We start from the raw sequence: 13,602 nt of genomic DNA, 5'->3' as shown, positions 1-13,602 counted from the left end.
AAATGGTATAAATAGTATAGTTGAATTTGCATATAAGGAGAGACAATCGTGCAGACGATTTTAATTGTAGAAGATGAGATTCCGATCAGTCAGGTACTAAAGGTTTATTTACAAAAAGCTAATTTCAAAATCGAGCAGGTTTTTGATGGGGGCGAAGTGCTTGGTAAGCTTGAAAGCTCAAAACCTGATTTAGTTCTATTAGATGTGATGTTACCAGGTAAAGACGGTTGGGAGATCTTAAAAGACATTCGCCAGAGTAGTTCGTGTCCTGTAATTATGTTGACGGCACTTGGTGATGTTAATTATCGGCTGACTGGGTTGAATGGTGGAGCCGATGACTATATTTCTAAGCCTTTTATTGCAGATGAAGTGGTTGCTCGTGTTCAAGCTGTTTTAAGACGTTCAAGGAATTCTTTAGAAAAGGAAGAGACTGTTTTACGGTTTGGGAAATTGGAATTTGACTGTAAATCTCATCGAGTCACGATTGATAACGTAAAGGTCGTTTTAACACCGCGAGATCTATCATTGTTACTGTTTTTTGCAAGGCACCCGAATCAGACGTTTACTAGAGATCAATTGATTGAGCATGTTTGGGGTTGGGAGTATGATGGAAGTGATCGAGCGGTGGATCTTGCTATTAAAAGGTTGAGGAAGGCGTTATCCAATTGGCCTGAATCAGAAGGAGAAATCAAAACACTTCGAGGATTGGGGTATCAACTTTGTGTCTATAAAAAATAAGAAAAGAATTTCATTGCTTCGTTATTGGACAAGCCGATATTTAAGCACTCTTTGTATCGGTTTAGTCGTAATCGCCATTATTTCTGCTTTATGGATTCGCCATACAACCCTTGAGCACCGCTTAAATATGACTAAACTAATGGCTGAGGAAATCGCAGATCGTTTTGTTGACATCAGCGAAGGGAGACCGACTCCTAGAGGGGATGTTCCTGGATTTCTGTTAGATCGTGGTCGGTTTATGAATATGGAAAGCGATCCATCTATTTATATTATTGATGCAAATGGCCTGATTCTTTCGAGTAACAGACGAAGGGAACGATTCTTCGTAAGGACATTCCCACAAGAAATTCTAAATGAGGAAGAGTCGGTTCAAAAAATAAGGGTAGAAAGTGAGAACAGTAACTTTTACGTTGTAAAAACTCCAATTGAATCTGAGGGTGTATTGTTGGGGTGGGTGGTCATGCTTGAATACGAAGAAAATTTAGTTCAAGTGAACCAAGAATATCGTCAGCTGGCGATCATGATTAGTGGCCTAGCTTTGCTTGGCTGGGCAGCCATCTACTTTTTATCAAGAAGATTGTCTAATCCCATTACAAATGTTGCGCGAGCAGCAAGGCAGGTTCAAGATGGAGATTATAATATTATTCTTCCTGAAAATGATATTAAAGAGCAGGAAGTTTATGAATTGGTTCACTCCTTTAAGGAAATGTCCAATCGCCTTCAGCAATTAGAGTCACTTCGCACTGAGCTTTTGGCTGGTGTAACCCATGAATTAAAGACACCTGTTACTTCGATTAGTGGGTTATTACAAGCCGTTAATGATGATGTGGTCACCGGAGCAGAGGCAAAAGAATTTATAGCCATCTCATTGAACGAGACGACAAAAATGAAAAAGATGGTTGAAGACTTGCTAGCTTTTAATTCTTTTGCCACGAATGCGATACCGGTTGTGAATCAAGTCCATAGTTTGAATGAGCTCGTGGCTGATTTTGCTCGGCAATGGCAACTTGTTCAAGAAGAAAAGAATGTGGAAGTTGATGTGGTTTTCTTAGAGGAAGAATGCCTTGTGGATGTGGACTCGATTCGATTGCAGCAAATCTTTACAAATCTTCTTAATAATGCGAAGCAATCCATGGTACATGGTGGAACGATTAAATTAGATTTAACTGTATCCGGAGAACAAGTCCAAATCGATGTGGTTGACTGGGGTCATGGGATACCTAAAGAAGAACAAGGACTAGTCTTTGAACGTTTTTTCAGAGGAGAAAATAAAAAATTAAAAGTGAGAGGGCTTGGTTTAGGATTGCCTTTTAGTAAAATGATGGCGCAGTCGCTTGGGGGGGACTTGTACTTAGTAGAAAGCTCTTCTTCTGGTACAACCTTTAGAATAACCTTACCTAAAATAGAAGACGATTTTGAAAGCTACTGATACTCTCAGTAGTTTTTTTATGCTCTTTTTGTTTTGACATTTTCCTGACACATTGAAAGGTTAAAGTACAAGTGTAAGACAAGCAAAATTACTTTTGGAGGGATTCACAATGCAAAAAAAATTAATTGGTTATGTAGTGGCTGGGGTTATCACAATTGGATCTGTTAGTATCGCTGTTCCTGCACTAGGTTTTTCATTTCCCACTAAAATTGCCAAGAACAGTCTTTAATGAAAAGAAGGAGAAATAGCCATGATGGATGAACATAATGATAGCGATGTTCGACTTGAACGAAAACAGATAAAACAATCAAAGATGAAAGGCTTTCTAATGACCCTCTCTGCTGGGGTCATTGGATCGGTTTTAACCCTTTCGATTACGCCATATCTTGACTACTATACTCAACCAACTTCGGCCATTTCTGAGAATACAGCATTCCCACAAGAGGTGACTAATGCTTCTTTAAACGTCCAACCCGTATCTACTGCAGCGTCTTCTATCGCGGATACGATTGAACATGCATCAGAAGCGATTGTTGGAATTGTCAATATTCAACAGCAACAAAATCCTTTTAGACAATTAACGGAATCAGTTGAGAGTGGTACAGGATCTGGAGTTATTTTCAAAAAAACGGAAGAGGCTGCTTATATTGTGACAAATAATCATGTCATCGAAGGAGCTAGTGCGCTCGAAGTGTCTCTTCATGACGGACAAAAGGTGACAGCGGAATTAGTTGGGACAGATCCGTTAACAGATATCGCTGTTTTGAAAATGAATCCAGTCTATGTCACAGCTTTTTTAGAGTTCGGGGATTCCTCATTGCTCCGTGCAGGTGATCAAGTTTTAGCTATTGGAAATCCTTTAGGACTCGACTTATCAAGAACTGTCACTCAAGGGATTGTCAGTGGGGTGGAACGAACAATAGCTGTTACGACATCTGCTGGGGAATGGGACTTAGATGTCATTCAAACAGACGCTGCGATTAATCCAGGAAATAGTGGTGGGGCTTTGATTAATACGCTAGGTGAAGTGATTGGTATTAACAGTTTGAAGATTTCTGAAAGTGGTATAGAGGGGTTAGGGTTTGCGATCCCAAGTAATGAAATCATACCCGTAATTAATGAAATTATGGAAAGTGGACAAGTGGTAAGGCCTTATGTTGGTGTTGGATTAGCTAGCCTTAATGAGATCCCGCAATTTTATTTGCAAAGTCTTCCTGTTGACGTTACAGAAGGGGCAATTGTGACAACGATTGACCCGAATTCTGATGCTGCTATTGTAGGACTTGAGGTAGAAGATATTCTTATTAGCGTTGAAGGACATGCCATCACAAATTCTGGTGATCTTAGGAAGTATTTATATACAGAATTTTCAATCGGTGATGAAGTGGAAATTGAATATTACCGTCATGGAGAGTTAATGTCAGTTGAAATTACACTAGGAAGCAATCAATCATAAGAGGAGTCATTATGAAACAGAAAAAAATGCTTTTGTATGTATCTTTAGGGTTCATTTTAGTTATTGGTATTGCGTTCACACTTTTCACCATTCAAGGAGACCGAGTTGCTACCGTTAATGGTCAATCCATTCACAAAGATGAATTATTCGACGTGCTTGTCGCTCAATATGGAGCAGAAGTGTTGGACTCATTAGTAGCAGACATGATTATTAAACAAGAGTTAAAAAAGGCAAACATTCAGATTACTCAAGAAGAAATTGAGGAAGAAATGACCATTTATATGGAGTCATACGGTGGAGAAGAATCGTTTACTCAATTACTTGAAGCGAGTGGGGTTGAGGTGTCGACGATTGAAGGAGACATTGAAACGTTTCTAGCCTTGGAGAAACTATTCCAAACGCGAATTACCATTACAGAGGAAGAGATTATTTCCTACTTTGAAGAAAATAAAGACTATTTTGGCGAAGAAGAGCAAGTTCATGCTAGCCATATCTTGGTTGAGGATGAATCTACAGCCATTGAAATCAAAGATAAGCTCGAAGCTGGAGAAGATTTCAGTGCTTTAGCAATCGAGCATTCCATCGATGACTCCAATAGTGACTTAGGGGGAGATCTTGGTTTTTTTGGAAGAGGACAAATGGTTCAAGAATTCGAAGAGGTTGCCTTTTCTCTTGAATTGGGTCAATTTAGTGATCCTGTTCAAACTGAGTTTGGATATCATCTTATTAAAGTTGAGGAAAGATTGGAAGAACCGGCAGCCACTTTGGAAGATGTGAGAGATGAAATTGAATCCACATTGTTTGATCAAATGTTAGAAGTGGAATATACGGCCTGGTTGAATGAAAAATTTGAAGAATATGAGATTGAGTATTTTCTTGAAGGGTAACGGTGGATCGTCATGCTGTAAAGATACATCTGAAAAACTGGCGAATGTTGTCATTTTTTTGAGGTGAAGCAAAAGGGATAATCATAGCTTGTAAAAAGCAGTTTGAACCTAGAAGTAGGTTCAAACTGCTACTATAGAATAACTATGAATGAATCTTAGAATTGAGAGCCGCCCATTTGCTGCTCGGCCATTTGAACAAGACGTTTTGTAATTTCGCCACCAACAGAACCGTTAGCACGAGAGGTTGTATCAGCGCCAAGTTGAACTCCAAATTCTTGTGCAATCTCATACTTCATTTGATCTAAAGCTTGTTGTACTCCAGGAACTAGTAATTGATTTGAACTATTGTTGTTGCTTGCCATGATGTATCACCTCTTTCGTTAATGTAGTTCTAGTATGTGGGATTCTTTGTTTACTATTCAAAAAAAGAACCGGGAATTTATTCCATTCTATCGACTGATTTTAAACAATCAATCGCAATGAAATCCATTTCTTCATCCATTCTTATTTTAATTCGTTTTAACTGTAAATCGACTTTATCAATGATACCAATCAGTTCACGAAAAAAGCCTTCGCTCCAGTACGTGATTTTAACATAGAGCTCGTGTTTAAGTGAATCGAGTACAATGAGGCCAATCTCTTGTAATTCCTGTTCATCTAACTTAGGTTTTTCGACTTTTTTTAGTTCTTCCTTTCGAAGAAGCAATGCTTGTTTGTGCTCTGGTAAAAACATGCGACTGCTTTCCCAAAGTAAATTTCCACGTTGTAGATGCTGCTCATTCATTTATAATGTCCTCCTATCTTTTTGGCACGTTCAAATGCTTGCCCAGCCTTCGTTAAAGAAGAAGCCCGAATAAGGGAGGTTGTGCCGTACTTCTCTCGAATTCCGTCCATAACGTAGCCAATATCTAATTTTTTGTCCCGACCTGTATCAAATAAATTTAGTTGTAATTCATGATCAGAGCAAAGCTTCGTCAAACTCACACCGAGACGCCTTACGGGATTCTGATCCCAAAACTTCAAGAAGAGCCTTTCAACTGCTTGGAACACATCCATCGTGTAATTAGTCGGCTCATATAAGGTTGTTTGTCGATGAAAGCCTGTTCGAATTTCATAGCTAGCGCCGCTAACGCTAATGGTCACGGTTTGTCCCATCACACCTGATTTCCGTGCTCTCATACAAACTTCTTCACAAAGCTCAAGCAAAACGACACGAATTTCAGCAAGGCTTATGTAATCACGAGGTAACGTCATTCCATGTCCAATTGCTTTTTGACCATCGTGTGATGCCGTTGTTACAGGCGAGTAATCTTCCCCGTGTGCGGTCATCCAAAGAACTTGACCATTGATCCCCCATTGGTCTTTTAGACGTTTGAGAGGGACAGCGGCTAGTTGTCCGATCGTTCGAACACCCATGTTCCGTAAATGAGTAGCCATTCTTCCTCCCACCCCAAACATCTTTTCAACCGGTAAAGGCCATAGTGTCTTGGAGAGTTCATCTTTCTTTAGCCAAAAGATGCCTGATTTATTTTTTTTAGAAAAGTTGTCACAAGCCATCTTCGCGAGAATTTTGTTTTCACCAATGCCAATTCGGGCTCGTACTTTTGTAGATTCCCATATTTCTTTTTGAATTTTTTCCGCAATTTCAAAAGGAGTGCCAAATAACTGCTCGCTTCCTGTTACATCCATGAACTGCTCATCAATCGAAAAGGGTTCGACTAAGTCTGTGTATTTTTCCAAAATAGCTGTAATTTCAACCGATGTTGTAATATAGTCTTGCATTTTTGGGGGAACAACGACTAAATCTAAGCACTTTTGCTGTGCTTCCCATAATCGCTCTCCATTTTTAATCCCGCTTTTTTTGGCTAGAGGACAAGCGGCTAATATCACACCAGATCGTCGTTTGGGATCTCCAGAGACGACGAGTGGTCTATGCTGCAAGTGAGGGTATCTCGCTTTTTCGACTGAAGCATAAAAAGATTGCATATCGACAAGAAAGATTGTTTTCATGAAAGCTCACACTCCGAATAAGAACAGATGTTTGTAATTTATTATATGCGAAAATACGTTCGGTATTCAACAAACATTTTCTACCAAAGGAATTGAGTTAACGGAACAACGCTTGACGACATACCCTAGCGTGTATAAAATATGATAAGAGAAAGAAATGGAATAAAGGGGTGAACCAAATGAAATACAATGATCAAATGAAAAATAGAGTGAAACGAGTAGAAGGACAAGTTCGGGCATTGTTAAGAATGATGGAGGAGGAAAAAGATTGTAAAGACCTCGTAGCACAAATGTCAGCTGCAAGAAATGCACTTGACCGTACGATCGGTCTAGTTGTGAGCACGAATCTAGAACAATGTGTAAGGGAACAAATTAATAAAGGCGAAGATACGGAAGTATTTATACAAGAAGCGGTGAACTTATTAGTCAAGAGTCGCTAGTGGATCTATTCTTTTACTTCATGAGCTTGAACAGACCATCCAAATCTTGCCTACACTCATTAGAAAATTAAAAGAAAAAGGATGTCATTTCTCAACGTTAAAAGAGACGTGAATCCACTGACAAGGAGCAATGAATCCGCACGTTAAAAGCCAGCAATGAGTACCACTCATAGCTGGCTTTTAAAATATTTAAATGGCTTCGAGGCCATCCAAAAGATATAACCAACTTTTTTAGCGGTCCTCGGTGATTCTGATAATCTGCTTGTCTTTGGAAACCATATAGACATCTAATGAGGAAAGGGTGTCCGGTGTGATCGAATGGGTGTTAAAAGTCAGAAAAAATATTTGGTTAATACCGAGTGCTTATTGTATCGTTTCTTCCTTTCTAGCGGGTTTCATTATTTGGATTGATACGGCTCATGGCGATAAAGTGGAGGCCGTAGTTCCGGCTAACTTATTGATTAGTGTAAGTTTAGCACAGACGATATTCGCCACCATTTCGGCTGCATTATTAACGATGATCACCATAACTTTTTCAACCATTATGGTTGTACTAACGACATATTCTTCGCAGTTTTCACCGAGAACTTTATCTGATTTCATTACGAATAAAGTCACGATGAGGGTTCTAGGGGTTTACATGGGAGGATTCATGTATAGCATCCTATCCTTGTTATTCATGAGGGAAGATTTAGAATATGAAGTGTTGGGTGCTACTATTGCTGTCCTATTCTCAATTGTATGCCTCGCTTTCTTTGCTTACTTTATTCACTTTGTAGCAACGTCAATCCAAGTGAACAAGCTAATAAGTGATTTAACAAGGCAAACGTTGGAAACGGTAAAAGACCGGAAAAAGACAAAGAAGCGAAATGAAAGGATAACGATTGCAAAGACAAAACCTGAGATTCCCCTTCATTTATATTCAAAGAAGGAGTTCAAAAGTGAATCCTTTGGCTATATTCAGTTAATTGAATATCATCATTTATATAACCTAGCGCGAAAGCATAATCTCGTGATCGAGGTCAATCAATTAATTGGCGCATTTATAACAGAAAATAAACCGCTAATTACCGTCTATTATCAAAAGAAATTCCCTCATGTAAATATGCATAAATTTGTAGAGGTCGGTGTAGAGCGGACCATTCTTCAAGATGTAGAGTTTGGCATTCGCAAAGTGGTAGAAGTAACACTTCGAGCGATATCACCGGGAATCAATGATCCGAATACAGCGATTGATGGCCTTTTACATTTAGGAAGACTTTTAGCTGATGTATGCAAACAGGATGGCTGTTACACGATCTACTCAGACGAAAGTGGTGTAAAAGTAATTGCTCCACAAAAACCAATTGAAGATGTGCTTTATGCGACTTTCTATCAAATCTGTCATTATGGTCGAGAAGATATTTCAGTTTTACTGGCTGCATATGATGCATTTATCCTAATTGCAGAAGAAAATGATAAATCCGTTCAAAAAGAAATTTGGCACTTTAGCCAATATATTAGTGAAAGCTTTAATAAAAACGTTCTGCATCAGAAAGACCTAAAGTATCTAAAGGGAAAAATGAATCAATTGCGATCTATTATTGAAGATTAAAGAGGGAAAACAGATCATAAAACTAGGAAAAAGATTCTATTAAATATTGTTGTCCGCATGAGGTAATGGTAAAATTAGCAATTGAGGAATCAAAACCCTAATCATATACATAAGGAGTGGAACAAATGGAAAAAGTACTTATTTTTGGTCATAAAAATCCAGACACTGATACAATTTGTTCAGCAATTGCCTATGCTGATTTAAAAAGTAAGCTAGGTTTAAATGTAGAACCTGTTCGTTTAGGTGAAGTTAATGGAGAGACTCAATATGCGTTGGATTACTTTAAAGCAGAAGCACCGCGTTTAGTTGAAACAGTTGCGAATGAAGTGGATAACGTCATCTTGGTGGATCACAATGAGCGTCAACAAAGTGCGAGTGATATTAATGACGTTCGTGTATTAGAGGTTATTGATCATCATCGCATTGCCAATTTCGAAACAACAGATCCGCTATACTACCGTGCTGAGCCAGTCGGTTGTACAGCAACAATTTTATTAAAATTATATAAAGAGAAAAATGTTTCCATTACTAAAGAAATCGCTGGGTTAATGCTATCGGCGATTATCTCTGATTCTCTTTTATTTAAATCGCCAACGTGCACGCAAGAAGATGTTGATGCAGCAGCAGAACTAGCAAAAATTGCTGAAGTAGATAGTGCGGCGTACGGTTTAGAGATGCTAAAAGCTGGAGCGGATTTAAGTGATAAAACGATTAGCCAATTAATCACTCTAGACGCGAAAGAGTTTGATATGGCGGGCAACAAAGTTGAAATTGCTCAAGTAAATGCAGTCGATACAAATGATGTTCTATCACGACAAGCTGAGTTAGAAGAAGCAATTACTCAAGTGATTGCGGAGAAAGAATTAAGCTTGTTTGTATTAGTTGTAACAGATATTTTAAATAACGATTCTGTTGTATTGGCTTTAGGAAAAGAAACGGAAGCTGTTGAAAAAGGATTTAATGTTAAATTAGAGAACCACACAGCTACGCTCGAGGGTGTTGTATCACGTAAGAAGCAAGTGGTACCACAATTAACAGAAGGATTCTCGAAATAATAAGGCTTATGAGGTTTGCAACATCCAATCCTCGTACATACAAGAGAGAGTGGCTGAAGGTCACTCTCTTTTGTATGTAATAGACATGCATAAAACCGCACCATTCAACCAAATACTGAACTAAAAAAGCTCATTTAATGAAAGTAGGAATGATGTGTGGGAGTCAAAGAAATAGATGTTGTGATAATAGGGGCTGGTTTAAGCGGCTTGGTCTCTGCGCTTGAATTAAAGAAACACAAAATTCCGTTTGTTCTATTAGAAGCGCGTAGTCGCGCGGGTGGACGAATTCATACAATCGAATCAGGGGAGGGTGTACCGGTTGATTTAGGTGCACAATGGATAAGTCCTTACCATGAAAGAGTGAAGAAGTTAGTACGTGATTATGGACTTAGGCTAGTTTCAACTTACCGAGAGGGGAAAACGATTTATGATATCGATGGAGTAATCGAAAAAACGGAAAAGGCGTGGCCATCGATGTCACTCTTCGAACAAGTAGATATCTGTCATTTTAAGAGAGAGTTAAACAAACGAAGTAAGAAAATAAATTCTACTCAACCTTGGGAGTCCCAACTTGCTAGGGAGCTGGATAAAAAAACGGTAGAAGAATTCCTTGAATTACATACATACACCCCTTTAGCAAAATCCTTTTATCGTCTTTTACTAGAAGAAGCCTTATGCAGCAAATTATATGAAGTATCGACACTAGACTTGCTGTGGTGTATAAGGGGAGCTGGGTCAATTGAGCGCTTGCTAACAGCTGAAGATCTTTGGATAGAAGAGGGAGCAGAATGCCTTGTTAGAAAAATATCCGAGTCATTAAACGAACAAATTCGATATGATAGTCCAGTAAAGACTATAACGTATGAGGATAATCAAGCTGTAGTTTTTACAGATCAACAAACGTGGAAAGCGAAAAAAGTGATTGTAGCCATGCCTCCGAACCTATTAACACGAATCCATTTTGATCCTCCACTACCGGCGAATCGAGCTCAACTCAATGAGCGAGCAGGATTACCATCCGTCATCAAAATTATTTTTGTTTATGAGCGACCTTTTTGGAGAGAGCAAGGGTTAAGCGGTATGGTTTATTCTAATCAAGGGCTAGTAAAACTAACAATAGATAGTTCTTCACCAAAAAGCAAAAACGGTGTTTTGACTGCACTCGTTACGGGTGACTCTGCCAGAAAATTGAGCGAAAAGTCGTCTGAAATGCGAAAGAAAGAAGAAAGAGAGAATCTCGTCCGCTTTTTTGGAAAAGAGGCCCTACAAACAAGGGAAATTCATGAAAAAGATTGGTCAGCTGAGGAGTGGACTCGTGGAGGATATGGAACCCATTTTTCAGCAGGTATAATCAGCCAATTCGGCCAAACGATCTTACCTCCTATAGGTCCCTTACATTGGGCGGGAACAGAAACCGCTACAGAGTGGAGAATGTATATGGAAGGCGCAGTTCAATCAGGGGAGAGAGCGGCAACAGAAGTAATAAGGTATTTTAAAAGGTAAGGGCGTTCTTCACTAGGTATAATGAAACTAATCAGTAAAACTAAAAATATTCCTGTAAAAAACTGCTCTACAGGTTTTTATGTGGGATTTATAAAGCGAGGTTACTTCTATTGTCTCATTCCTTAACATGACGGAATATATTTAAAAAACTGTTTTCTACTCTTTTTCCTACATAGTAGGTAATCAGCATACAAGAATCATTAAAAAAGAGACAAAGGTAAAGTAACTTGGATACTCACCATTTCACCTCAATATAATTCAAAATAAGTTTTTTTGAAAAAACGAGGTCATATTCCCCTTTTTCAAGAACAACTTCAGTGACTTATTAGCATAAGTAAGTTGTTCTTATACAAGTATAGGTTTGGAAGGAATGGAATATTTATGTATGAAACGAATCATATGAGAGATACTAACAGCAAAACTTCAAAAGGGGGGTCCTTGATGACATTTGAAAAGGGAACGGAATATAAAATTGCTCAAACAGCGAAAGGACATTTTAACTCAGCTGAATTGCTAACTATTATTCGGCAAAGTGAAAAAACCATTCAATTTACTCTCGGAAATGGAAAAGGTCACGGTTCAATGCCCTCGGAACACATGAACTATTTAGTAAATAGAAATGAGTTAACACTTAATAAGCGTGCGTTATTGAATGATGGCGCTAACGAAGAGAAAATTGGCTAGATGGAAATTGCCAGAAGAAAGCCCAACATGTAGATGTTAGGCTTTTTTTGCTGTAGATCCAAATCTAACATTGATAATGAAAAAGAGTAAATATAACAAAGTTAGGCATTCACCCTTGTGAGAATATCTACATATGTTGAGGTAAAAGGAAAGAAAGGGTGATTAGATGAGTGGTAAAATTCGTAACTATTATGCAGGGGGAAACACAGCAAAAGGATTTTATAGCCTTTATGAAGATGCATTAAATCAATTAAACCGTTTATTTATTTTAAAGGGAGGTCCTGGAACAGGAAAGTCCTCACTTATGAAGGCTGTTGGCGAGCAAATGGTCAGTAAAGGGTTGGATATCGAATATTTACATTGTTCTTCCGACAATAACTCGATTGATGGCGTCATTATCCCTAAATTCAAAATTGGAATAGTGGATGGAACTGCACCTCATGTTATTGAACCGAAAGCCCCTGGAATTATAGATGAATATGTGAATTTAGGAGTAGCGTGGGATTCAGAGAAACTGGCTGTTCATAAGGAAGAAATACTTAAATTGAACAAAGAAATTTCTCGGAAATTTCAAACCGCATACGATACATTCGCAGCCGCTTTGAAGGCTCATGATGATATTGAGGAAATATATATTAATAATATGGATTTTGAGGAAGCGAATCAATTAACCAATGAATTAATTACACTGTTTTTTGATGACGATACGTCAAACAAAAAATCTACAGTGAAGCATCGTTTTTTAGGTGCAGCAACCCCGAAAGGTGCTGTTGACTTTATTCAAAATCTAACAGAGGATGTAGAGAAACGTTATTTTATAAAAGGAAGAGCTGGCTCTGGTAAATCAACGATGCTTAAAAAAATTGCAGCAGCGGGAGAAGCCAAAGGGTTTGATGTTGAGGTGTATCATTGTGGCTTTGATCCGCACAGTTTAGATATGGTTATCCTCAGAGAACAAGGGATTGCTATTTTTGATAGTACCGCACCGCATGAGTATTTTCCAGAAAGAGAAACGGATGAAGTTGTGGATATGTATACAAGGTGTATCGCCCCAGAAACAGATGAAAAATTTGCAGAAGACATCGCAAGGACAACGAAACCTTATAAGGATAAGATGAAAGAAGGAGTGTCTTATTTAGCAGAAGCCAAGCAACTGCGCGATAAGCTGGAATCTTTTTATATTGAGGCAATGGACTTTACGAAAATAGATCAAATTAAAATGGAGATTTTAGAGGAAATTGAGAAGGTCATAAATAAAGAGTAATATTCGTACCGCTGATCCTTTTTGCAAGGGATCAGTGGTTTTTTAACGAGCAGGCGAATGATTGAAAAGAAGCGTATACGACTAGAGATGAAAATCGAAGGGAAGAAATCTTATGAGAAAGAAATCGAAGAAAAAAACAGTACTGATCGTGCTAGGAGTTCTGTTCGTTATTTGGATAACATTGAATTTTTTAAGAAGAGAAGTAAAACCATTTTCTCATGGAGAGGACCCTTTGATTATAGCTTATCAAGGTGGAGAGCATCTCGCTCCATCAAGCACATTGGCTGCTTTCGAATAAGCGGTAGAGTTAGGTGTCGATGCATTGGAGTTTAATATACATATAACAAAAGATGAGTATTTACTGGCTATTCATGATCCGATGGTTGACCGAACAACAGAAGGAGAAGGAAGAGTTGATGAATTGTTGCTTGAAGAAGTGAAACAACTTGATGCAGGATTTTATTTTCAAGACTTAAATGGAGAATGTCCCTTTAAAGGCAAAGGGAACTCTAACAGTTAACGAAATTTTTTCCGCTTTTTCA

At 38.4% G+C, this 13,602-nt stretch carries 14 protein-coding genes and 1 pseudogene; 12 read left to right on the top strand and 3 right to left on the bottom strand.

What is annotated here, in order from left to right; translation table 11 throughout:
• The first annotated feature begins 48 nt into the window (after positions 1-48).
• The 4 genes from PQ474_RS14800 (at position 49) to PQ474_RS14785 (ending at position 4,510) form a co-directional block, all read left to right on the top strand.
• Entirely contained in the window at positions 49-738 is a 690-nt protein-coding gene (locus PQ474_RS14800; RefSeq protein ID WP_273844753.1) for a response regulator transcription factor, read from the top strand.
• Complete coding sequence (locus PQ474_RS14795; RefSeq protein WP_273844751.1) at positions 722-2,167, top strand: HAMP domain-containing sensor histidine kinase; 1,446 nt, start codon at positions 722-724, stop codon at positions 2,165-2,167. Before PQ474_RS14800 ends, PQ474_RS14795 begins: the two co-directional genes overlap by 17 nt.
• Before the next feature lie 250 nt (positions 2,168-2,417).
• Positions 2,418-3,623, top strand: coding sequence for a S1C family serine protease (locus PQ474_RS14790; protein WP_337956365.1), 1,206 nt, complete (start codon positions 2,418-2,420; stop codon positions 3,621-3,623).
• Between the two features lie 11 nt (positions 3,624-3,634).
• Positions 3,635-4,510: a foldase protein PrsA gene (locus PQ474_RS14785; RefSeq protein ID WP_273844749.1), complete on the top strand. Its 876-nt coding sequence runs from the start codon at positions 3,635-3,637 to the stop codon at positions 4,508-4,510.
• Between the two features lie 155 nt (positions 4,511-4,665).
• Here the strand turns inward: PQ474_RS14785 and PQ474_RS14780 are convergent, their stop codons facing one another.
• The 3 genes from PQ474_RS14780 to PQ474_RS14770 all read right to left on the bottom strand — a co-directional run bounded on the left by PQ474_RS14780 (position 4,666) and on the right by PQ474_RS14770 (position 6,520).
• Positions 4,666-4,872 (bottom strand): alpha/beta-type small acid-soluble spore protein, encoded by a 207-nt coding sequence (locus PQ474_RS14780; RefSeq protein WP_273844747.1) that lies wholly within the window; start codon positions 4,870-4,872, stop codon positions 4,666-4,668.
• Between the two features lie 77 nt (positions 4,873-4,949).
• Positions 4,950-5,294, bottom strand: coding sequence for a YolD-like family protein (locus tag PQ474_RS14775; RefSeq protein ID WP_273844744.1), 345 nt, complete (start codon positions 5,292-5,294; stop codon positions 4,950-4,952).
• Positions 5,291-6,520: a DNA polymerase IV gene (locus PQ474_RS14770; RefSeq protein WP_273844740.1), complete on the bottom strand. Its 1,230-nt coding sequence runs from the start codon at positions 6,518-6,520 to the stop codon at positions 5,291-5,293. Before PQ474_RS14770 ends, PQ474_RS14775 begins: the two co-directional genes overlap by 4 nt.
• Before the next feature lie 179 nt (positions 6,521-6,699).
• Here PQ474_RS14770 and PQ474_RS14765 point away from each other — a divergent pair, with 179 nt between their 5' ends.
• The 8 genes and pseudogenes from PQ474_RS14765 to PQ474_RS14730 all read left to right on the top strand — a co-directional run.
• Entirely contained in the window at positions 6,700-6,960 is a 261-nt protein-coding gene (locus tag PQ474_RS14765) for a metal-sensitive transcriptional regulator (RefSeq protein ID WP_273844738.1), read from the top strand.
• A gap of 310 nt (positions 6,961-7,270) precedes the next feature.
• Positions 7,271-8,554, top strand: a complete 1,284-nt coding sequence (locus PQ474_RS14760) for a DUF2254 domain-containing protein (protein WP_273844736.1) — start codon at positions 7,271-7,273, stop codon at positions 8,552-8,554.
• 125 nt (positions 8,555-8,679) lie between these two features.
• On the top strand, positions 8,680-9,609 hold the full coding sequence (locus PQ474_RS14755) for a manganese-dependent inorganic pyrophosphatase (protein ID WP_273844734.1): 930 nt from the start codon (positions 8,680-8,682) through the stop codon (positions 9,607-9,609).
• Between the two features lie 156 nt (positions 9,610-9,765).
• The gene (locus PQ474_RS14750; protein ID WP_273844732.1) at positions 9,766-11,112 is read left to right on the top strand and encodes a flavin monoamine oxidase family protein; all 1,347 of its coding nucleotides are present in this window, start codon (positions 9,766-9,768) and stop codon (positions 11,110-11,112) included.
• A 441-nt stretch (positions 11,113-11,553) separates the two neighbouring features.
• Positions 11,554-11,796, top strand: a complete 243-nt coding sequence (locus PQ474_RS14745; protein ID WP_273844730.1) for a hypothetical protein — start codon at positions 11,554-11,556, stop codon at positions 11,794-11,796.
• Positions 11,797-11,962: 166 nt separating this feature from the next.
• A complete protein-coding gene (locus tag PQ474_RS14740) occupies positions 11,963-13,060 on the top strand; it encodes a PRK06851 family protein (RefSeq protein WP_273844728.1) in 1,098 nt (365 codons plus the stop codon).
• 112 nt (positions 13,061-13,172) lie between these two features.
• Positions 13,173-13,358 carry a hypothetical protein gene (locus tag PQ474_RS14735; protein ID WP_273844725.1) on the top strand — a complete coding sequence of 62 codons (186 nt, stop codon included), beginning with the start codon at positions 13,173-13,175 and terminating at the stop codon, positions 13,356-13,358.
• A 12-nt stretch (positions 13,359-13,370) separates the two neighbouring features.
• A pseudogene (locus PQ474_RS14730) lies at positions 13,371-13,580 on the top strand (glycerophosphodiester phosphodiesterase family protein); the annotation flags it as partial.
• Positions 13,581-13,602: the final 22 nt, after the last annotated feature.

The sequence above is a fragment of the Halalkalibacter alkalisediminis genome, assembly GCF_028610705.1.
Taxonomy (GTDB): Bacteria; Bacillota; Bacilli; order Bacillales; family Bacillaceae_D; genus Halalkalibacter; species Halalkalibacter alkalisediminis.
The sequence above is the reverse complement of the archived record's forward strand: the minus strand, read 5'-3'. Positions and strand labels throughout refer to the sequence as shown.